The 20,524-nt window shown below is 64.0% G+C and carries 15 protein-coding genes and 2 pseudogenes; 5 read left to right on the top strand and 12 right to left on the bottom strand.

Annotated features, from left to right (window positions below):
* Positions 1–124: 124 nt before the first annotated feature.
* Positions 125–910, top strand: a pseudogene (locus tag OKW30_RS28655) (Y-family DNA polymerase); the annotation flags it as partial.
* Here the strand turns inward: OKW30_RS28655 and OKW30_RS28650 are convergent.
* From OKW30_RS28650 to OKW30_RS28625, 6 genes are all read right to left on the bottom strand, one after another.
* The gene (locus tag OKW30_RS28650) at positions 877–2,349 is read right to left on the bottom strand and encodes a heavy metal sensor histidine kinase (protein WP_184071544.1); all 1,473 of its coding nucleotides are present in this window, start codon (positions 2,347–2,349) and stop codon (positions 877–879) included. The pseudogene OKW30_RS28655 and the gene OKW30_RS28650 overlap by 34 nt on opposite strands.
* Positions 2,346–3,032, bottom strand: coding sequence for a heavy metal response regulator transcription factor (locus tag OKW30_RS28645; RefSeq protein ID WP_018424874.1), 687 nt, complete (start codon positions 3,030–3,032; stop codon positions 2,346–2,348). Before OKW30_RS28645 ends, OKW30_RS28650 begins: the two co-directional genes overlap by 4 nt.
* Before the next feature lie 106 nt (positions 3,033–3,138).
* Positions 3,139–4,674: an efflux transporter outer membrane subunit gene (locus OKW30_RS28640; protein ID WP_184071583.1), complete on the bottom strand. Its 1,536-nt coding sequence runs from the start codon at positions 4,672–4,674 to the stop codon at positions 3,139–3,141.
* A gap of 50 nt (positions 4,675–4,724) precedes the next feature.
* The gene (locus OKW30_RS28635; protein ID WP_429348258.1) at positions 4,725–5,951 is read right to left on the bottom strand and encodes an efflux RND transporter periplasmic adaptor subunit; all 1,227 of its coding nucleotides are present in this window, start codon (positions 5,949–5,951) and stop codon (positions 4,725–4,727) included.
* Positions 5,952–5,974: 23 nt separating this feature from the next.
* A complete protein-coding gene (locus OKW30_RS28630) occupies positions 5,975–9,235 on the bottom strand; it encodes an efflux RND transporter permease subunit (protein WP_429348257.1) in 3,261 nt (1,086 codons plus the stop codon).
* A 409-nt stretch (positions 9,236–9,644) separates the two neighbouring features.
* A complete protein-coding gene (locus OKW30_RS28625; RefSeq protein WP_008918388.1) occupies positions 9,645–10,079 on the bottom strand; it encodes a VOC family protein in 435 nt (144 codons plus the stop codon).
* Between the two features lie 151 nt (positions 10,080–10,230).
* Here OKW30_RS28625 and OKW30_RS28620 point away from each other — a divergent pair, with 151 nt between their 5' ends.
* The 3 genes and pseudogenes from OKW30_RS28620 to OKW30_RS28610 all read left to right on the top strand — a co-directional run bounded on the left by OKW30_RS28620 (position 10,231) and on the right by OKW30_RS28610 (position 11,732).
* Positions 10,231–11,106 (top strand): LysR family transcriptional regulator, encoded by an 876-nt coding sequence (locus OKW30_RS28620; protein WP_187618932.1) that lies wholly within the window; start codon positions 10,231–10,233, stop codon positions 11,104–11,106.
* 17 nt (positions 11,107–11,123) lie between these two features.
* Positions 11,124–11,282: pseudogene (locus OKW30_RS28615) on the top strand (LysE family translocator); the annotation flags it as partial.
* Between the two features lie 99 nt (positions 11,283–11,381).
* Positions 11,382–11,732 carry a hypothetical protein gene (locus OKW30_RS28610; protein WP_429348256.1) on the top strand — a complete coding sequence of 117 codons (351 nt, stop codon included), beginning with the start codon at positions 11,382–11,384 and terminating at the stop codon, positions 11,730–11,732.
* 141 nt (positions 11,733–11,873) lie between these two features.
* On the opposite strand, the gene OKW30_RS28605 is transcribed toward OKW30_RS28610, so the two are convergent.
* Genes OKW30_RS28605 through OKW30_RS28595 form a run of 3 tightly spaced genes read right to left on the bottom strand, consistent with a single transcriptional unit; the run spans position 11,874 to position 15,442 of the window.
* Positions 11,874–13,118, bottom strand: a complete 1,245-nt coding sequence (locus OKW30_RS28605) for a complex I 51 kDa subunit family protein (RefSeq protein ID WP_184071552.1) — start codon at positions 13,116–13,118, stop codon at positions 11,874–11,876.
* Positions 13,119–13,138: 20 nt separating this feature from the next.
* The gene (locus OKW30_RS28600) at positions 13,139–14,788 is read right to left on the bottom strand and encodes an FAD-binding protein (RefSeq protein WP_187630124.1); all 1,650 of its coding nucleotides are present in this window, start codon (positions 14,786–14,788) and stop codon (positions 13,139–13,141) included.
* 15 nt (positions 14,789–14,803) lie between these two features.
* A complete protein-coding gene (locus tag OKW30_RS28595; protein WP_184071556.1) occupies positions 14,804–15,442 on the bottom strand; it encodes a 4Fe-4S dicluster domain-containing protein in 639 nt (212 codons plus the stop codon).
* Positions 15,443–15,545: 103 nt separating this feature from the next.
* Here OKW30_RS28595 and OKW30_RS28590 point away from each other — a divergent pair, with 103 nt between their 5' ends.
* Positions 15,546–16,988 carry an anion permease gene (locus tag OKW30_RS28590; RefSeq protein ID WP_184071558.1) on the top strand — a complete coding sequence of 481 codons (1,443 nt, stop codon included), beginning with the start codon at positions 15,546–15,548 and terminating at the stop codon, positions 16,986–16,988.
* Positions 16,989–17,050: 62 nt separating this feature from the next.
* Here OKW30_RS28590 and glnA read toward each other — a convergent pair whose 3' ends face one another.
* From glnA to OKW30_RS28575, 3 genes are all read right to left on the bottom strand, one after another.
* Positions 17,051–18,556: a type I glutamate--ammonia ligase gene (glnA, locus tag OKW30_RS28585; protein ID WP_184071561.1), complete on the bottom strand. Its 1,506-nt coding sequence runs from the start codon at positions 18,554–18,556 to the stop codon at positions 17,051–17,053.
* Between the two features lie 93 nt (positions 18,557–18,649).
* Entirely contained in the window at positions 18,650–18,853 is a 204-nt protein-coding gene (locus OKW30_RS28580) for a hypothetical protein (protein WP_090806402.1), read from the bottom strand.
* Positions 18,854–19,165: 312 nt separating this feature from the next.
* Positions 19,166–20,332, bottom strand: a complete 1,167-nt coding sequence (locus tag OKW30_RS28575) for a radical SAM protein (protein ID WP_429348255.1) — start codon at positions 20,330–20,332, stop codon at positions 19,166–19,168.
* Positions 20,333–20,524 lie beyond the last annotated feature (192 nt).

The raw sequence follows: 20,524 nt of genomic DNA, 5'->3' as shown, positions 1-20,524 counted from the left end.
GTAGGTTGGGCGACACTGAGCTTCTCAAATGTCTTTTTTTAAGAAGAACGTGACTGATTGTTTTATACAAATCAGATAGTTACAACCAGAGCGTCCAGAGTTACCCCGCCCACGTTCGCCATACGAGATCTATATCGACCTGACCGACCTGGCGGGCGAACCGGCCGACATCGGCCGGCGCATCAAGGACGCCGTTCATCAGGCCACCGGTCTCACGTGTTCGATCTGCGTCGCGCCGAACAAGCTGCTCGCGAAGATCGGCTCCGAACTCGACAAGCCTGACGGCCTGACGATCCTGACGCCGGCCGATATACCGCTGCGCGTGTGGCCGCTGCAGGTACGCAAGGTCAACGGCATCGGCCCGAAGGCCGCGCAGAAGCTGACCACACTCGGCCTCGCGACGGTCGGCGATCTGGCCGCCGCCGACGCCGGGTTGTTGCAGGACAACTTCGGGCGCAGCTATTCCGCCTGGCTGATACAGGTCGCGCAGGGTCACGACGAGCGGCCCGTGGTGGTCGAATCGGAGCCGAAGTCGATCAGCCGCGAGACCACGTTCGAGCGCGATCTGCATCCGCGCCACGATCGACCGGCGTTATCGAGCGCGTTTACGGCGCTGTGCGTGCGTGTCGCCGACGATCTCGTGCGCAAGGGTTACGTGGGCCGCACGATCGGCATCAAGCTGCGTTACGACGATTTCCACACCGTCACGCGCGACCTGACGCTCGACGAACCGACCGCCGACGCGAGCGAAATCCGCCGCGCGGCGACCGAATGTTTGCGACGCGTGGAGTTGAACCGCAAGCTGCGGCTATTGGGCGTGCGCATCAGCACGCTGACGTCGGCCAGCGAACAGGCGCTGAAGCCGCGCCTGCCGGTTCAGGCCGACTTGCCTTTCGCGAGCGACGAATAGGCGCTGTCGCCGGCGACGCCGGTCGCGTTCGCACGCATGGCCGGCACGTCGCCTGACGTGGACAGCGCCGACGCCGCCACCGAAAACGAGAACGTGTTGACGCCGTTGGCGCTGTGCGCGGACACGGTGCCGCGATGCATCTCCGCGATCGCCTTCACGATCGCGAGCCCGAGCCCGTGGTTTTCGCGGCTATTGGTGCGCGAGACTTCCGCGCGATAGAAACGGTCGAACAGATGTTCGAGGACGTCCGGCGCGATCGGCTCGCCAGGATTTGCCACGGCGACGCGCACCTGGTCGCGCATCGGTCCTTTCCCGCGCGCGATCGTCACGCTAATCGACGCGCCCGGCTCGCAATGCTGGATCGCGTTCATTAGCAGGTTCGTGCACGCGCGGCCGAATAGCGACCGGTTCACGCGCGCGAACGCATCGCCGTGCAACTGCGCATGCACGCGCGCCTCTTCGAGCGGAATCTCCAGAAACTCGAGCGTATGCGCGAGTTCCGCCGCGAGCGACACCTCGACGAGCCCCGTCGCGCGTTCGCCCTGATCGGCGCGCGCGAGGAACAGCATGTCGTTGATGATCGTGCGCATCCGCTCGAATTCTTCGAGATTCGATTGCAGCGTGTGGCGCAGATCGTCGACCGAACGGTTGCGGGTCAGCGCGACCTCGGTCTGGCCGATCAGGATCGTGACCGGCGTGCGCAGTTCATGCGCGACGTCTGCGTTGAACGATTCGAGCCGGCCGTAGGCGCCGTCGAGCCGTTCGAGCGCGCCGTTGAACGAGTTCGCGAGGTCGTTCAGTTCGAGCGGCAGCGACGCCGTATTGAGCCGCTGCGAGCGGTTGTTCGGGCTGACCGCCGATGCGTCGCGCGTCAGACGCGTGAGCGGTGCGAGACCGATGCGCGTGACCGAGTAGCTGAGCAGCAGCACCGCGAGACTGCCGAGCGCGGACAGCGCCGCGAGCGCCGAGCCGAACACGCGCATCGTGCGCAGGTTCGGTGAATAGCTCGACGCGAGCTGCAACTGCACCGGCGGCCGCGCGGCGTTGGCGGGCAAGGTCACCGTCGAGGTCAGCATGTCGGGGCCGCCGCCCGCCGGCGCGATGCGCGCATAGCCGCCCGGCCAGCTCTTCGTGACGGTGCCCTGCACCGGCGTGCCGAAGTGATAGCTCGGGTCCGCGCTCGTCACCGAGTACACGGTGCTGCCGTCGTGCGGCGTCATGTCGGTGAGTTTTTCGCGGCATATCCGCCATTTTTCGGGCGTCACCGCGTGATAGACGATGATGCGCGCGATCTGCGTGCGATCGTCGAGCGACTCGCGCAGATGATGTTCGAGCTGCGTGCGCAGCACCAGAAAGAGCCCCGTGCCGACGAGCGTAAACACGAACAGCGCGACCAGCGCGAACATCGACGCGAGACGGCGGGCAATCGAACGGTTCATGATGTCTCGGCCTCTTCGCGCACTTCGAGCACGTAGCCCATGCCGCGCACCGTGTGCAGCAGCTTCGACGGGAACGGGCCGTCGAGCTTCGCGCGCAGCCGCTTGATCGCGGTTTCGACGACGTTCGTGTGGCTGTCGAAGTTGACGTCCCACACGAGTTCGGTGATCGCGGTCTTCGACAGAATGTCGCCCTGACGGCGCGCGAGCACGCTGAGCAGTTGAAACTCTTTCGCGGTCAGGTCGAGGCGCACGCCGTCGCGCGTCGCGCGGCGGCCGATCAGATCGACGAACAGATCGCCGACGGAAATCAACGTGGACTCCTGCGAACGCGTGCGGCGCGCGAGCGCATGCAGACGCTCGACCAGCTCGAGGAACGAGAACGGTTTGGTCAGGTAGTCGTCCGCGCCTTCGCGCAGGCCGCGCACGCGGTCGTTCACGTGATCGCGCGCGGTCAGCATGATGACCGGCGTCGACTTGCGCATGCGCAGCGCCTTCAGCACGCTGAAGCCGTCGCGCTTAGGCAGCATCACGTCGAGGACGATCACGTCGTAATCGAATTCGGTGGCCAGATGCATGCCTTCCTCGCCGTCGAGCGCGACATCGACGACCCAGCCCTGCTCTGTCAAACCGGAGCGCAGGTAGTCCACCACCTTGTGCTCGTCTTCAACGATCAGCAATTTCATCCGCGTCCCCATGCCACGTTTGGCGGCCAACTGTCCATTATACGAAACGCCCCTGATGCCTCGCGCCGATCCCACTCCCTCGCCATGGAAGCTCTGCCGGGGCGATTCAGTGTGCAGGAGCCGGCATCTCCTTCTGCTGCGCGCCGCCGGCTGGCGCTTGCTGCGGCGATGCCGTAGCACTGGCGACGTTCGCTGTCGCGTTCGTAGGGGCAGCCTCGTTCCCGGCCATTGCGCCACCTTGCGCGCCGCCCTCCCAGCCGCCGCCGAGCGCCTTCACGAGCGCCACCGACAGCGTCAACTGCTGGCCGTGAATCTGCACGTCCGTGCGCTCGCTGGTCAGCAGCGACTCCTGCGCGTCGATCACGTTCAGATACGCGACGAGGCCGCCCGAATAGCGATCGTTCGCGAGCGACAGCAGCCGCTGCGCGTCCTCGACCGCCTCGCGCGACTGCTTCGCCGCGCCGTCGAGCACCGACAGTCCTGTGATGCCGTCCTGTACCTGCTGGAACGCGCTCAGCACAGTCTGCCGATAATTCGCCTCGGTCGCCTTGTAGCCCGCGCTCGCGTACTGGACGTTGGCCGCGCGCCGGCCGCCGTCGAAGATCACTTGACCGACCGTCGCGCCGAGCGTCCACATCAGCGTCGGCGCGCTCAGCAGATTGGCGAACTCGGTGCTCTCCCAGCCGATGCCCGGCGTCAGCGTGAGGCTCGGGAAGAACGCCGCCTTGGCCACGCCGATCTGCGCGTTGGCCGCCGCCATCGCACGTTCCGCCGAGGCGACGTCGGGACGCCTTTGCAGCACGTCGCTCGGCACGCCGAGCGGTACGGTCGGCGCCTTGATGTCGAGCACCTTCGGCTCGATCGCGAACTGCGGTGCCGGCACGCCGACCAGCGCGGCGATCGCATGCTCGAACTGCGCGCGCTGATTGAGCAGCAGTTGCGCCTGCACGCGCGTCGAATCGAGCTGCGATTTCTGCTGCAGCACGTCGAGGCCCGATACCGAACCGAGATCGTGCTCGGTGTTCACGTAGTCGAGCGCTTTCTGCTGCAGCTTCACCGACTGGTTCAGCACGTCGATCTCGTTGTCGAGCTCACGCAGCGAGAAGTAGTCGGTGGCGAGGTCGGTCGTCAGCACGAGGCGCGCGTTCGCGAGATCGTCCGCCGACTGTTCGGCCGACGCCTGCGCGCCCTCGACCTGACGACGGATGCGGCCGAACAGATCGGTGTCATAGCTGATCGTCGGCCCGAGCTGGAGGTTGTTCTGCACCGTCGATTCGGTCGGCGTCGCGTAGTTCGTCAGCGGCCGGTCGTGCGAAATACGGAAGCGCGAGGCCTGTGCGTTGAAATCGACTTCCGGCACGCGCTGCGCGCTGGTGTTCGCGAGCGTCGCCTTTGCCTGCTCGTAGTGCGCGCTCGCCGCGGCGAGCGTCTGGTTCTGCGCGAGTGCCTGGGTTTCGAGCGTCGCGAGCGTGGGGTCGGCGAAGCCCGTCCACCAGTCCGGCGCGATCGGCGCATGCGACGGCGCGGCGACCCGCCAGAACGAATCGGTGTGCCATTCGGGCGGCACCTCGGCCTGCGGCCGCTGATAGTCCGGGCCGACCGTGCACGCGGCGAGCAGCGCCGCGCCGGCGCACGCGCTCAGCGCGGTGAAGACAGTGCCACGCGTACGCGCCTGGCGTGAAGCCGCGAACGTCACGACGCCCCCTTGCCGTTCTTCTGCAGCGGCTGCACCTGCACGTGATCGCCATCGGCAATCGAATCGCTCGGGTTGACGATGATGCGATCGCTCGGCGAGATACCGCTTTCGATTTCGAGCTGCTGTCCGAGGTCCACCGCGATCACGACCTTGCGCAGGCTCACGTTGCCCTTTGCATCGACGACCGCGAGGCGCGGACCCTCCGCGCGAAACAGCAGCGCGTTGCCGGGCACCGTGAGACGCGCATGCGCGGCGGCCGGCACCGCGACCTGCACGTACGCGCCGGGGCGCAGCTTGTCGTCGGGATTCGGCAGCGTCACTTCGATCTGCAACGAGCGCGTGGGTACGTCGATCGCGCCAGATATATGCGTGATCTTGCCGTTGAACTGCTGGCCCGGCAGCTCGGCCTGCGTGACGACGACCTTCTGCCCGAGCGCGACGTTCTGCGCGTAGGCCTGCGGCAACTGCACATAGACGCGCAACGGGTCCGATTGAGCAAGCGCGAACAACGCACGGCTCGTGCCGCTGCCCGCGTCGATCAGATCGCCGACGTCGACGTTGCGCTGCGTGACCACGCCGGTAAACGGCGCGACGATCCGCTTGAACGATTCGAGCTGCTGCAGACGCTTGACGTTCGCATCGGCGGCCGCGAGATTCGCGAGATCCTGCGTGTAGGTGCTCTGCCGTTCATCGAGTTCCTGCTGCGACACCGCATCGCGCTGGCGCAACTGCTGCCAACGGTCCAGCGAACTCTTCGCGAGCGCGAGGCTCGAATTGATCTGCTGACGCTGTGCCAGAGCCTGCGCGAGTTCCTGGTCGATTTCCGGCGTATCGAGCTCGGCGAGCAGTTGCCCCTGCTTCACGTGGGTGCCGATGTCGGCGTACCAGTGCAGCAGATAGCCGGTCGCGCGTGCATAGATCGGCGACTCGACATAGCCGCGCAGCGTGCCCGGCAGCAGCGTGTCGCCGCCGCCCTCGGTCTGGGTCGGCGTGACGACGTTCACGTACTGCGTGGCATTCTGCTGCGCGATCGCCGCGACTTCGCGGTTTTGCAGCACGTTCGCGATCACGGTGCGAAGTGTGCCTGCCACGAGCAGCACGAGCACGATCACGACGGCGATCTTCGCGCGCTTCCATTCGCGATGGCGCGGCGGCAGCCGGTGCTCTCCTTCTTCGGTTTCCCGCGCGGGGATCGCTAGCGATGCATGAGTTTTTTCGGTCATCTCAGTCAACCATCGTTTAACTTTTACGCGGGCGTCGCCGCACTGCTGGGTTCCGGTGCGGGGGTGTCACTATGGCCGCCACGGCCACTGCCACCGCCGTTGCCGCCAGCGTCGCCACCGCCGTTGTCGTCGTCGCCGCCGTTCTCATGACGGCGCGCGAGCCACGAATGAATTCCCGCAAACACGAGCGGCACGAAAAACAGCGTCGATACGGTCGCGAACAGCAACCCGCCGATCACCGCGCGGCCCAGCGGCGCATTCTGCTCGGCGCCCTCGCCGAGACCGAGCGCCATCGGAATCATGCCGATGATCATCGCGAACGCGGTCATCAGCACCGGACGAATCCGGCTCGCGCCGGCTTCGAGCGCGGCCGTGAGCGGCGGCGCGCCGGCCGACAGCCGCTGGCGCGCGAACGCGACCATCAGAATACTGTTTGCGGTCGCGACGCCCATCGTCATGATCGCGCCGGTCAGCGCCGGCACGCTCAGATGGGTGCCGGTCAGGAACAGCATCCACATGATCCCCGCGAGCGCCGCCGGTAACGCGCTGACGATGATCAGCGGATCGACCCACGACTGGAAGTTCACGACGATCAGCAGATACACGAGCACGATCGCCATCGCGACGCCGATGCCGAGCCCAAAGAACGAACTGCGCATCGTCTGTACCTGGCCGCGCACGGTGATCGTGCTGCCGCGTGGCAGCGGGCCGCGCACCTCGTCGACGATCTTGTCGACCTGATTCGCCACGCTGCCGAGATCGCGCTTTTCAACGCTCACATACAGATCGATCACCGGACGGATGTTGTAATGCGTGACTTCCGCGAACTGGCTTTTCGGCGAGATCTGCACGAGGTTGCCGAGCAGTTGCGTCGGCCCGTTCATCGTGGCCGAGACCGGGGTGCGCAACAGTTCGTCGATCGAAGACACCTGGTACTGCGGCGTTTGCACCGCCACCTTGTATTCCACGCCGTTCCTGTTGTTGACCCAGAAGCCCGGCGACGTCTGCGAGCTGCCCGATAGCGAAACGAGCACGTTCTGCGCGACGTCGTTCGCGGTCAGGTTCAGTTGTTGCAGGCGGGTACGGTCCATGTGCAGATCGATCACCGGTTCGTCGAGCTTCTGCTGGATATGCGTGTCGACGGTGCCGGGAATCAGTCGCACCTGCTTCAGCAGCTTGCGCGCGACGTCGAGGTTGCCCTGCTGATTCGCGCCCGAAATCTGCACGTCCACCGCGGCAGGCAGACCGAAGTTCAGGATCTGCGTGACGATATCGGCCGGCTGAAAGAAGAACTCGACGCCCGGGAAACGCTGCGGCAGGATCGCGCGCAGCTTGTCCATGTAGATCTGCGACGGCTTGTGGCCTTCGTTCAACGCAATCTGGATCTCGCCGTCGAGCGTGCCCATCGTGCCCGCATTGCTATACGACAGGTTGATGCCGCTATACGGCAGCCCGAGGTTGTCGAGAATCGTGCCCAACTCCCTGGGCGGCACGACTTCGCGGATCACCTTCTCGACCTCGTCGGCCAGCCGCGCGGTTTCTTCGATACGCGTGCCGGTCGGCGCGCGCATGTGCAGACGGATGTCGCCCGCGTCGACGCTCGGAAAGAAGTCTTCGCCGAGTGCAAAGAACAGGCCCATCGACAGCACGCAGAAACCGAGGAACAGCGCGCCGAACATCTTGCGACGCACGAGCAGGCTGCTGAGGATCATGATGTAAGTCGCGCGCATGCGCTCGAAGCCTGCGTCGAAGCGGTGATACAGACGCATGAACAGATTCGGCTTCGTGCCCGCCTTCGGCTTGTGCGCGTGGCCCATCAGCAGCATCGCGAGCGTCGGCACGAGGGTACGCGACAGGATGTACGAAGCGAGCATCGCGAACACCACCGCTTCCGCGAGCGGCACGAATAGATAGCGCGCGACGCCGGTCAGGAAGAACATCGGCACGAACACGATACAGATACACAGTGTCGAGACGAGCGCCGGCACTGCGATTTCGCCGGCGCCGTCGAGAATCGCATCGTGCAGATTCGTGCCCAAATGCAGGTGCCGCTCGATGTTCTCGATCGTCACGGTCGCGTCGTCCACCAAGATGCCGACCGCGAGCGCGAGGCCGCCCAATGTCATGATGTTGATGGTCTGCCCGAGCGCGTGCAGCACGATCAGCGACGACAGAATGGACAGCGGAATCGAGATCGCGATGATGCAGGTGCTGCGCCAGTTGCCAAGGAACAGCAGGATCATCGCGGCGGTCAGCGCGGCGGCGACCAGCGCTTCGCGCACCACACCCTGCACCGCCGCCTTCACGAACACCGACTGGTCGAACAGCGCGGTGATTTGCAGATCCGGCGGCAGCGTGGCGCGCGCGGCCGGCAAAATGCCTTTCAACGTATCGACGATCGACAGCGTCGACGCGTTGCCGTTCTTCAGCACCGAAATCAGCACGCCGCGATGGCCGTTCTGCCGCACGATGTTGGTCTGCGGCGAGAAGCCGTCGCGCACATGCGCGACTTCACGCAGATAGGTCGTCGCGCCGTTGACGGTGCGCACCGGAATGTCGTTGAGACCTTCCAGCGTCGGTGGCGAACCGTTCATGTCGATCGTGTATTCCTTCGGCCCGATCTTGGCCGTGCCCGTGGGCAGAATCAGGTTTTGCGCGTTGAACGCGTTGACCACATCGGCAGGTGTCAGGCCCTTGGCCAGCATCGCGCGCGTGTCGAGGTCGACCGAGATCAGCCGCGATTTGCCGCCATACGGATACGGCACGGCCGCGCCCGGAATCGTCACGAGTTGCGGTCGCAGGAAGTTCAGCGCGGTGTCGTTGAGATCCTGCTCCGAGAGCTTCGGACTCGACAGGCCGAGCTGGATGACTGGAATACTGGAAGCCGAGTAGCTGATGACCAGCGGCGCGGTGGCGCCCGGCGGCATCTGCTTCAATTGCGCCTGCTCGATGGCGACCGTCTGCGCGATCGCCGTCTGGATGTTCGCGTTCGGCTGCAGAAACACCTTCAGGATCGCGATGCCGGGGAGCGATTGCGATTCGATATGTTCGATGTCGTTGACCGTCGTGGTCAGACTGCGCTCGTTGACCGACGTGATGCGGGTGGCCATGTCTTCGGCCGACAGCCCCGTATACGTCCAGATGATGCTGACGACCGGAATGTTGATATCCGGCAGCACGTCGACGGGCATGGTGAACAGCACGAAGGGCGTCGCCAGCACGATCAGAATTGCCATCACGATGAACGTGTATGGCCGCTTAAGCGCTACGTTGACGATCCACATTGAAACGGGCCAGAGAAAATGCGGGTGGAGGGAGGGATTGAATCTGCGCTTATGCTAGATCGATGGCACCAACGCCTGCATGGCATGAAAATGGCGAAATCGTCAGGAAGCTTGTTGAAAGCAAATGCGCCATTTTTGAAGGCGACGGGCTCTCGCCGAATTAGCTGCGAATTAGCCGCAAAGCAAACGTTTGTTGAATAAATTTACGTGCAGTTAATGAAACGTTTGCTGATACGCGGCACGTTTTTTGGCCGAAATAGTATGAAACATGCTTTCAGATTGATTCGCAAGACGGGCCGATTTTGCTCCGAGTGGCCATCCCCTTCAACGAAAATAGGCCGGTCAACCTGAATGGTCGACCAGCCTTCATTTGCAGTTATCCGTATCTTGGCGTCAACGCCCGCGACGCTTATTTGGCGAACAGCGACGACATATCGGCGAACGCCTTGAACTCGAGCGCATTACCCGACGGATCGAGGAAGAACATCGTCGCCTGCTCGCCGACCTCGCCCTTGAAGCGCACATGCGGCTCGATGATGAATTCGATGCCGGCCTTCTGCAGTTTGTCCGCGGCGGCCTGCCATTGCTCCATCGACAGCACCGCGCCGAAGTGGCGCACCGGCACCGCGTCGCCATCGACCGCGCTGGTATGACGGTGACCGACTTCGTCCGGCGCCAGATGCGCGACGATCTGATGACCGTAGAAATTGAAATCGACCCATGCGTCCGAACTGCGCCCTTCCGGGCAGCCGAGCAATTCGCCGTAGAACTCGCGCGCGGCGGCGAGGCTATGAACAGGAAACGCCAGGTGGAACGGCGGCAAAGCGGTTTCGGCAACGCTCATGACAGGAAGACTCGCTGGGGTGGGTGTGAGGATGAATTACGACTGGCACGACTGGCAACCGGTTCAGTCGAAGCAAAGTTTAATCATGAATAAAAATGTTGAGAAACGATATATATTTGACCTGACCATCACCAAAATCGATTGATAGATCATGCTCAGCGAGTTGAAAACCTTGATTGCCGTCAGCCAGTACGGCACGTTCTCCGGCGCGGGCGCGCGCATCGGGCTCACGCAATCGGCCGTCAGCGCGCAGATGCAGCGGCTCGAACAGGAACTCGGCTTTCAGCTGTTCGACCGCACCGGCCGCTCTGCGACGCTCAACGAGGCGGGCCGCGAAACGCTCGCGCTCGCAGAGGAAATGATGACGCTCTATGCGCGGCTCTCCGAGCGCAGCGGCGGCGCCGCCGAAAGCGGCATGCTGCGGGTCGGCGCGATCGCGTCCGCGCAGGTGTCGCTGCTCGCCGACGCGCTCGCGCGCTTTCGCGACGACCGTCCCGGCTGGCGGATTCGCGTGGTGCCGGGCGTGTCGCTGGGGCTGCTCGGCCAGGTCGACTCGGGCGAGCTCGATCTGGCCGTCATCATCAAACCGCCGTTCGCGCTGCCGTCGGAACTCGAATGGCGCACGCTCGTCGCCGAACCGTTCGTGCTGCTCGCGCCGAAACAGCTTGCGCGCGGCGGCCGCTCGTGGCGCGAACTGCTGCGCAGCGAGCCGTTCATCCGCTACGACCGCGCGTCGTTCGGCGGACGGCTCGTCGACCGTTTTCTGCGGCGCGCGCGCCTTGGCGTGCGCGATGCGGTCGAGCTCGACGAATTGCAGGCGATCGTGCAACTGGTCGCGCGCGGCATGGGTGTCGCGCTGATTCCGAATACGGCCGGGCTCGGCAAATGGCCAGCGAGCGTCGTCGCACTCGAACTCGGCGATGCGAGCTTCGAGCGCGAGATCGGGCTCGTGCTGCGGCCGCGGCATAGCCGGCCGGTGGTCGCCGATGCGTTGGCGGAGTGTATTGCGAGCGCGGCGCACGGTTGAGCGCTTTGCACGCCGCATGCATGGTGATCGGCGCGACGGTATTCAGCAGCTACGCGGTGCTGTTTTCGACGGCGTCCGCGCGCCGCGTCTATACGGCGATCCGGCGCTGGCTCGATGGCTCGCTCGCGGTGATGTTCGGCATTGCGGGGGTCAAATTGTTGACGTCGAAGAGTTGAGGTGGGTCAGGCGCGTCTGGGTCGCCCGAGGCCGCGCTCTGCGATACTGGCGGTTCGGCTCCATCAACGACGGCTGCTAGCGCACCCACCTACGCAACGATGAACCGCAACGACCACGACGCACCTTCTTCCAACCAACGCTCGCCGCTGCAAAAGCGGCTCTATCTCACCGGCGCGGCGATCCTGGTCGTCAGCCTGATCGCCGCGGCGCTCATCTACGTGAGCGTGCCGCCGCCCGATAGCGCGGTTGCGATGTACGGCATGATCGATCCGCGCTATCAGATCGAGCTACAGCAAATCGGCGGCAACGCGGCAGTGCTGATGGCGCAGTTGCATCAATGGTTCGATAGCTTGTGGCACGGTGCCAGGCTCGCTTATACGGTCGCGGCGCTGGGCGCTGCGCTGGCGGCCGGCTGTTTTTTCATCGGCCGTTTTTTCGCGGACGATTAGTCGCGAGACGCTCGCCGTCAATCGCTCTCACGCCATGACCGAGCTTGCGACGTAGCAGCGTCCGCACTTCGCTGTCGCTCAGAATTCCGATGTCGGGCGAAATGTCGTCAATGTCGCCACGAGCGGCGATCCTCATCCGGCCTACGCCATCAATAGCGCTTCATATTCCGCGCGGAACTGGTCGATGGAACTCTCCACCACCGTCACCGCGCCGTCGATCAAACCGCAACGCCCGCTGCCGGGAAGAAGGCGGCACAGGTTCTCCAGTGCATCCAGATCGGCACGCACACCGCGGCCCGTGTCGAGCCGGTTGAGAAGCCGCATCATCTGAAACGTTCCGCCCTTGCATGGCGGGCACTGGCCGCACGAACCCTGAGCGAAGAAATTCACGTAGTCCGCGACTTTGCGCACGATGCTCGTGCCTTCCGACACCACGATCATCGCGCCCGTCCCCAGACGCGAACGGCGTTGACGCACCGAGTCGAAGTCCAGTGCAACGTCGAGATCGCGCTTCGTCAGCAGCGTGTTGGATGGGCCGCCCGTGAAGACCGCCTTGAACTCCTTGCCCTGCAGCATGCCGCCGCCGTGCTGGAACACCAGCGTCTCCAGGCTCGTGCCCATCGGCAGTTCGTACAGGCCGGGCCGCAGCACGTCGCCGGAAAGCGAATAGAGCTTGGTTCCGGCGGCGTTCCCCACCCCGAGGTCGCGGTACCACTGCGCGCCGTGGCGCAGAATCCCGGGTACGTGGGCCAGCGTCTCGACGTTGTTGACGATGGTCGGTGCGCCGTGCACGCCCTGCTCGGCCGGGAAAGGCGGTTTGCGCCGCGGAAACGGAAAGCCGCCTTCGACGCTGGCGATCACCGCCGTCTCCTCTCCGCCGATGTAGAGCCCCGAGCCAGGCACGACGCCAAGCGACACCGGCGCACCGATCCAACGCTCGATAGCGGCGAATTGCGCGTGCCCCGACCACTGCTTGACCGCCTCGCGAGTCGCGGCGAGAGACCCCGTCTGATGCGGATTCACGTACAAGACGACATGGTTGGCCCGCGTCGCCACCGCGGCGATCAGCGCGCCCTCGATCACCTGATGCGGTGTGTGTTCGAGCAGAAAGCGATCCTTGAAGGTGCCCGGCTCGTCTTCGTTGCCATTGCAAACGACGTACTTGTCGCCATCAGGGGCGGCCGCGACCGGCGCCCACTTTCGATGCGCGGGGAAGCCAGCGCCTCCCATTCCACGCAGGTCGGCCAGGGCGATCTCGGCGAGGATCGCCCCCGGGTCTTCGAGCGCTTTGGCGAGTCCCTCGCCGCCGCCGCGCGCGAACCACGCATCGAGGTCGGCACCGACGCGGAAATCGTCCCTCATCAAGCACTGATTCAGCATTTGCATCGCGTGCTCCGTGGTTCGCCTCACCGGATGCCGCCGATCACGCGACCGCGTGCGCTCGCGCGCAATCCCGCATCGACTCGCAGATCGAAATGGGCATAGGCGGGAAAGAGCTGCGGCGCCTTCACGTGAAGCGGCAGTCCCGCCAGCGTCAGCTCTCTCTGCCACGCGTGCACGTGACCGATTCCGGCGCGGTTCGCCATCACCCACTCGCTGGATTGCGCGGCCTTCGCGCCGGCACGGCGCCCCATGCTCAGAATGTCGAGCAGCGCGTTACCCATCAAGCGGTTGCGGCCGTGGATGCCGCCCGTCACCTCGCCGACACAGAAAAGGCCGGGGACGTTGGTGGCGCCGTCTTTGTCGATGGCGACGCCGCCGTTCTGGTAGTGGAGCGTGGGATAAACGAGGAACGGCTCCTGCGCCGCGTCGATACCGCATTTGTGCGCGAGATGGCGAAGCGTGACGAGGCGTTTGGCCAGAATGCCCGGATGCTCGATTTCGAGTGTCGGCGTATCGAGGAACACGCCGACCTGGCCGTCGCGCTCGATCCCGCGGCCCTGAGCGCACTCGCGCAGGATCGCCGATGCGACGACGTCGCGCGGCTTGAGTTCGTCCACGAAGCGTTCCCCTTCGCCGTTCAGAAGTCTCGCCCCCGCGGATCGCGCCGCCTCGGAAATCAGACCGCCCGCCAGATGGTGCGGGTAGGCGATGCCGGTGGGATGGTACTGGAACGAGTCGAGCTCGCGCAGGCGCGCGCCGATCCGATAGGCGAGCACCAGACCGTCGGCGGTGGCGCCGTAGTGGTTGGAGGTCGGAAACGAATTCAGGTGCAGTCGCCCCGCGCCGCCGGTGGCGAGGATCACGGCGCGCGCGCGCACCAGCACGAAGGTACGCCATTCGAGGTTGTAGATCACCGCTCCGGCGCAGCCGCCGCGCTCGTCGGACAGCAGTTCGACCACAGGGCAGCGGTTCCACAATTCGATGCCCGGGTCGAGGTCCACCGCCTCGCGCAGCACGCGCATCATTTCGAGGCCGGTATAGTCGCGATACGACAGAATGCGCGCCGCCGATGCGCCTCCGGGCTTCTTGCGCATCAGATTGCCGCCGAGCGGCTGGTCCTCTTCCAGATCGAACATCATGCCGAGCTGGATCAGCCAGCGAATCACGTCGGGGCCGTCCATCACCATCTGGGCCACGAGTTCGGGTTCGCCGCAGAAGTGCCCGGCGCGAAGCGTGTCCTCGAAGTGCAGTTGCGGGCTGTCATCCTCGCCGATGGCCGCCTGGATTCCGCCTTCGGCCATCACGGTATTGCTGTCGCCGAGGCGCAGCTTGGTGGCGAGAATCACGCGCGCGCCCTGCTGCGCCGCCGTGAGCGCCGCGGCGCAGCCACCACCGCCGCCGCCGATCACCAGCACCTCGGTAGTCATCAGCTGCGCGCCGGCGATATCGACATCATCGATCAGCGCGTTGGCCTGCAGGTGCCGCGCGAGATCGGGCTGACACGGCTCGCCGCGATTGACCCCGACGCTCAGCGTGACGCGCGCATGCGGCCCATGATCGGGGTGATAAGCCTTCAGCAATTCATCGACCGGAACGTCATCGCCGCGGACCGTGGCCGCCATCCCGGGGCGGTAGCGCTGGCGCGCGTTTTCGTAGGGTATGCCGGCGGACATGATGATTCGCCCCGGTCAGCGCGGCGGCTGCGCGCCCGGCGCAGCGAAGTCGATCGTCAGCTCGCCGCTCTCGATCTGCTGCAGCCGTCGCATCAGATTGGCCGGACGCAGCGAAAGCGACGCGACCATCCGGCGCACGAACACACCCAGATGGTTGGGCCGGATATGCTCGGGGCATGCGAGCGTGCACAGGTTGCACATCACGCATTCGTCGAACACCTGGCTCGATGCGGCCAGATTGCCCTCCACCGCCAGGTTCACGCCGCGCTGCACGTCCAGCCCCTTCGGACAGGCGCGATCGCAACCGTTGCAATGACGGCAATGCGATGCTTCGGGGAAGATCTCGGCGATCTTGCTGAGCGCCTGCCAGCTGTCACCGATATCTTCCATTCGATACAGGTGACGTTCCGATTCCGTGAAGTAATCGAGGAAGGCGACCTGCATACCCTCTTCGACAAGGGTCTCGCAAGCGAGCGCGGTGTGGACTTCCTGTTCGCCGTTGCGTCGCACCATCACACGGCACGACCCGCACACGCCCTGCGACATGCAGCCGACACCCTCGACGAGGGTCTGCCCCGCGTGCCCCATGGCCTGCAGAATCGAGCAATTGCCCGGCGCCTGAATCTCGCGCCCTTCGATACTCACGCGAACCATGGCCTCGCACTCTCCTTGCACGCCGTGAACACTTCACTGGCGAACGCGCCGAAAAGGTCATATAAACCTTAGCACAAGGACGGTTATGAGAAAGGGGCATGGCATGAAAACTTTCTGGAAGGCCGTCGCTCCGCTGATCGTGGCGATCGTCATCGCACTGATTCCCGCCCCTCCCGGTCTCGCGCAGCACGCGTGGTATTACTTCGCGATTTTCGCGGGCGTGATCGTCGGGCTGATGCTGGAGCCTATTCCGGGCGCCGCGATCGGTCTCATCGCGGTGACGCTCGTCGCTGTATTCAGCGAGTGGGTGTTCTTCAGTCCCGCACAACTCGCCAAGCCCGGTTTCAACGTCGCGAACGCGGGGCTCAGCTGGGCGCTTTCAGGTTTCTCGAATGGCACGGTGTGGCTCATCTTCGGTGCCTTCATGTTCGCCCTCGGATACGAGAAAACCGGGCTCGGCCGGCGCATTGCATTGATGCTCGTGCGGGCGCTGGGTCGCCGGACCCTCACGCTCGGTTATGCGGTGATGGCGGCGGACGCCGTGATCGCGCCATTTACCCCTTCCAATACGGCCCGCAGCGGCGGGACGATCTTTCCGGTGATTCGCAGTTTGCCGCCGCTTTACGACTCGAAGCCGAACGATCCGTCGGCGCGGCGCATCGGTTCGTACATCATGTGGACCGCTATCGCCACGACCTGCGTGACGAGCTCGATGTTCCTCACCGCGCTCGCACCCAATCTGCTCGCCGCGGAACTCGTCAAGAAAACGGTCGACGTCGACCTCGAATGGACGCAGTGGTTTCTGGCCTTCGCGCCCGCGGGCATCTTGCTGCTGCTGGCCATACCGCTGCTGACCTACGTGCTTTATCCGCCGCAAGTGAAGCATAGCGCCGAGGTGCCAGCCTGGGCTGCCCAACAGCTCAAGGAGATGGGGCCGCTCACGAGGCGGGAAATCATGCTCGCCGTGCTGGTGCTGATCGCTCTCGCGCTGTGGGTCTTTGCGGATGACTACGTCAATCCCACGACCGCGGCGCTGATGGTGATCGCGCTGATGCTGATCACCCGGGTGGTGAGCTGGGACGACATGCTCGCCAACAAGCAGGCCTGGAATACCCTCGTGTGGTTCGCGACGCTCGTCGCCCTCGCCGATGGGCTCAGCAGGACCGGCTTCGTCAAATGGTTCGCCGCGACGATATCGACCCACATGACCGGCTTTGCGCCGACGACGGCCGCGATCGTTCTCGTGCTGATCTTTTTCTTCACGCATTACATGTTCGCGAGCATCACCGCTCATGCGACGGCAATGCTGCCGGTCATGCTGGCGGTGGGCTCGACGATTCCCGGCATGCCGATGGAGGCGTTCGCGCTGATGCTCTCGCTGACGTTGGGGATCATGGGGATCCTGACACCGTATGGAGCGGGGCCGAGCCCTGTGTACTTCGGCAGCGGGTATCTGCCCGCGGGGGATTTCTGGAGACTCGGGCTGATTTTCGGCGTCATTTATATCGCCGTGTTTCTTCTGATTTGCGCGCCGATCCTGCTTTGAGCTTTGAGGCCGCGCTTGCGCGGCTCCTGCTTCGAAAGATCGCGACGATTTCCCTCGTTCTTCTAGATATCGAAGTACAGATAAAACTCCCATGGATGCGGACGCAATTTGATGGTGTCGATCTCGCGGCTGCGCTTGTAGTCGATCCAGGTCTGGATCACGTCGTCGGTAAAGACGTCGCCTTTGCGCAGGAACGTGTTATCGGTTTCGAGCGCCGCCAGCGCCGCGTCGAGGGAGCCTGGCACCTGCCGTATATTGCGCGCTTCTTCGGGCGGCAGATCGTAGATGTTGCGGTCGAGCGGCTCGCCGGGATCGGTCTTGTTTTCAATGCCGTCGAGGCCGGCCATCAGCATCGCGGCGAAAGCAAGATATGCATTGGCCGACGGGTCCGGACAGCGAAATTCGACGCGCCGGGCGTTCGCCGAATCCGAATACATCGGAATGCGCGCCGCGGCCGACCGGTTGCGCTGCGACATCGCCAGATTGACGGGCGCCTCATATCCGGGTACCAGGCGTTTGTATGAATTCGTCGTCGGCGCGCAGAAGGCCATCAGCGCGGGTGCGTGCTGGAGCAATCCGCCGATGTACCAGCGGCACAGGTCCGAAGTCAGCGCCCAGCCGCCCGCGTCGTAAAAGAGGTTCTGTTCGTCTTTCCACAGGCTCTGGTGACAATGCATGCCGCTCGCATTGTCGGCGAACAGCGGCTTCGGCATGAAGGTTGCGACCTTGCCGTGCCGACGCGCGACGTTCTTGCAGACGTACTTGTAGATCATCACGTTGTCGGCCATGCGGGTCAGCGTCGCAAAGCGCATGTCGATCTCGTTCTGTCCCGCGGTCGCAACTTCGTGGTGATGCACTTCGATCTGTACGCCCGCCTGCTGGAGCGTCAGCGCGATTTCCGAGCGGATCTCCTGCAGCGTGTCATGAGGCGGCACCGGGAAATAGCCCTCCTTGTAGCGCTGCTTGTAGCCGAGGTTGCCACCGCCGTATGCGCCTTCGTCGCGACCGGTGGTCCAGTCGCCCTCGCCCGACTCGACGTAGTAGTAGCCGCAGTGCTGATCCTGGCCGAAGCGGATGGAGTCGAAGATGAAGAATTCGAGCTCCGGCCCGAAATAACACGTCGTCGCGATGCCCGTCTGGCGCAGATAGTTCTCCGCCTTTTTCGCCACGTAGCGCGGATCGCGCGAATACGGCTGCCGCAGCACGGGATCGACGACGTCGCAAATGATCGATAGCGTCGGCGTGCCGCAAGCCGGGTCGACGAAGGCCGTTGCCGGGTCAGGCCGCAGCAGCATGTCGGACTCGTGGATCTCCTGAAAGCCGCGGATCGATGAACCATCGAAACCGATGCCGGCGCTGAACAGGTCGTCGTGAACCTCGGGAAGCGTGATCGAAAAATGCTGCCAGAGTCCGGGCAAGTCAGTGAATTTCAGATCGACGATCTGAATATCGCGCGCTTGCAACAGGCCGATCACATCGCTTGCGCTTTGTGGTCGCGTGACGCGATAGCTGCCCGCTTCGACGGACGCCGCAAACGGCGATCCGGTGGTTCCTTGCGTACTGGCCATGAACTTTGCCCTCTTCCGCCCCATTACCGCCCGTGTACTTATAGTCCAACGTTAGTACGTCCACGCGCGAAAGCAAGGCGGCAGTGCGTGGACCTAGCGGTCTTGCTCCAGTGCCTTCAAATGAGCCTCGCCGGCATCTCTGGCAGCGGCGGACGTCGCATACGTCTCGTCCGAAACGAGCGAGCGTTTGACCTCACGGGCCGCGAAGTCGACCAGCGTGATTACCCAGACATGCTCGCCACTCTGCTCGGCCGTTTGCACGAAAGCGCGCACGTCGCCCTTGTCCTCTGATTTCATCGTGACCTCCTTGTGGAAAAGTCGCGCGGAAAAAGGGGAGCGCGACAATAAAGCCGTTCGCGAGCCGCGGTGCTTTCCTCACGGAGCGCGTAGCTTGATCTTAGGCAATGGAATCGGTCCAATGACAGTTTTCTCGCTTCCGATGCCGAGCACAGCCGATGGGTTCGGCGGTGAAAGCGGCTTGCCCGCAATCATCTAAAGCCCTCATCGAGACCTTGTCGGGAGGCGCGGTTGCGCCGGTCGAGTAACGCGGACGGGCGTTCGACTGGGCGAGCCGTCTCCCCCCAGGGACCTCAGTCGCGGAAATCGAGCTCATTCAGTTTGCGGCGTGGAACGGCGTTGGCCAGTCCGTCTTGCGAACGAGATGAGCGCCGCCCGAGGTAATTCTTCGACTGCAAGCGCCCACAGCGAATACGCAACGCTGCGCTGGAACAACAAGCCGACAGCAGCCCGAAGCTGCCCCTTGCCCAGCGCGTACACCGAGTCGGTCACGGCGACGGCACCGTGCATCAGAATGCTGGCATGCCGGTAGCATCCCATCATGCAGTCATTGCAGGGTTGCCGTTGATCGGGCAGGCGGTCGAGGTCGAAGACGGAGCCCATCGGCTCAGGCCACGCCTCGCAACGCCAAACATCGAGGTTCCAGTCGATATAAAAGTACTTGCTGCCACCGATGCATGGAACCAGTTGCTGTTCGCCGCGCACGAAACGCGCGACCTCGGCCAGCGCAGCGCTCGGGTCCATGACACGGAAATGCTTCTTGAGGCGCGCGATTGCGCTCAACGCTTCGAGTAGTTCGTCGGTGTTCAGGTCGACGAGTTTCGATTCTTCGTCGTAGACAAGCGATGTAGATCCAAACGCCTCGCGCCGTGGATAGGAAAAAACGACGGCATCGAAGCCGAGGCGGTTGAGCGTCTCGGGAAGCAACTCGTAACGGACCAGTCGGCTCACCGTAATCGATGCGCAGACCTCGATGCCGAAGCTATGGGCCTGAGTGATGCCCTCGCGGATGCGGGCCTCGAGACCGCGCAGACGGCGATTGCGCTCATGCTCGCCCATGTCCGCGCTATCGATGGAAATCAGCAGACGCCTGAGGCCGGCCGCCGCCAGTGGCTTGATGTAGCGGGGAAGAAACCAGCCGTTCGTGATCACGCCGCACTGCATGCCGGCCTTGGTGGCCGAAGCCACGAGCGATGCGATCTCGGGATGAACCAGCGGCTCGCCTCCCTGCAGCGTCATGTAACGAATCCGGCGTCTGCGCAGGATCGGCAGTGCGCGCGCGAACTCATCAGGGTCGAGATAGCGACGTGGCCCCGCCAGATTTTTCTCGCGAGAGAACCCGCAGAAGTCGCATGCGGCGTTGCAAACGTTCGTCACCGATACGTCACACACCGCGGGCAGCGGATTGCGCGGTTCGCTGCCGACACCGTCTGCATGCCGCTGATCGCGCCACTTGATGATCCGCTCTGTCGTATCCATGGGACCCTCACGGCCTGCCGACGAATTCGGCAAGAAGCTTCATAGAATACGCTCAACGCGCTGCGCGTGATCCATTCTTACGCCAGCCTACGCCCCGCCCCGTGACGGCCAGCGGATGGAAACTACGCACCGTTGAAGTTAAACAACCGCATAACGGCAACCACGCGCAAATGACGTTGCCTATCATGCGTA

It is taken from the genome of Paraburkholderia sp. Clong3 (genome assembly GCF_050436485.1).
In the GTDB taxonomy this organism is placed as follows: domain Bacteria; phylum Pseudomonadota; class Gammaproteobacteria; order Burkholderiales; family Burkholderiaceae; genus Paraburkholderia; species Paraburkholderia tuberum.
This window is presented reverse-complemented; position numbering and strand designations above follow the sequence as displayed.

What these genes read in the sequence shown, in the direction of transcription:
- OKW30_RS28650 (WP_184071544.1), bottom strand. Translation starts at nt 2,349, where the DNA reads ATGAACCGTTCGATTGCCCGCCGTCTCGCGTCGATGTTCGCGCTGGTC.
- OKW30_RS28625 (WP_008918388.1), bottom strand. Translation starts at nt 10,079, where the DNA reads ATGAGCGTTGCCGAAACCGCTTTGCCGCCGTTCCACCTGGCGTTTCCT.
- OKW30_RS28590 (WP_184071558.1), top strand. Translation starts at nt 15,546, where the DNA reads ATGAAAACTTTCTGGAAGGCCGTCGCTCCGCTGATCGTGGCGATCGTC.
- OKW30_RS28580 (WP_090806402.1), bottom strand. Translation starts at nt 18,853, where the DNA reads ATGAAATCAGAGGACAAGGGCGACGTGCGCGCTTTCGTGCAAACGGCC.
- OKW30_RS28610 (WP_429348256.1), top strand. Translation starts at nt 11,382, where the DNA reads ATGAACCGCAACGACCACGACGCACCTTCTTCCAACCAACGCTCGCCG.
- OKW30_RS28620 (WP_187618932.1), top strand. Translation starts at nt 10,231, where the DNA reads ATGCTCAGCGAGTTGAAAACCTTGATTGCCGTCAGCCAGTACGGCACG.
- OKW30_RS28605 (WP_184071552.1), bottom strand. Translation starts at nt 13,118, where the DNA reads ATGCAAATGCTGAATCAGTGCTTGATGAGGGACGATTTCCGCGTCGGT.
- OKW30_RS28645 (WP_018424874.1), bottom strand. Translation starts at nt 3,032, where the DNA reads ATGAAATTGCTGATCGTTGAAGACGAGCACAAGGTGGTGGACTACCTG.
- OKW30_RS28600 (WP_187630124.1), bottom strand. Translation starts at nt 14,788, where the DNA reads ATGTCCGCCGGCATACCCTACGAAAACGCGCGCCAGCGCTACCGCCCC.
- OKW30_RS28630 (WP_429348257.1), bottom strand. Translation starts at nt 9,235, where the DNA reads ATGTGGATCGTCAACGTAGCGCTTAAGCGGCCATACACGTTCATCGTG.
- glnA (WP_184071561.1), bottom strand. Translation starts at nt 18,556, where the DNA reads ATGGCCAGTACGCAAGGAACCACCGGATCGCCGTTTGCGGCGTCCGTC.
- OKW30_RS28595 (WP_184071556.1), bottom strand. Translation starts at nt 15,442, where the DNA reads ATGGTTCGCGTGAGTATCGAAGGGCGCGAGATTCAGGCGCCGGGCAAT.
- OKW30_RS28575 (WP_429348255.1), bottom strand. Translation starts at nt 20,332, where the DNA reads ATGGATACGACAGAGCGGATCATCAAGTGGCGCGATCAGCGGCATGCA.
- OKW30_RS28635 (WP_429348258.1), bottom strand. Translation starts at nt 5,951, where the DNA reads ATGACCGAAAAAACTCATGCATCGCTAGCGATCCCCGCGCGGGAAACC.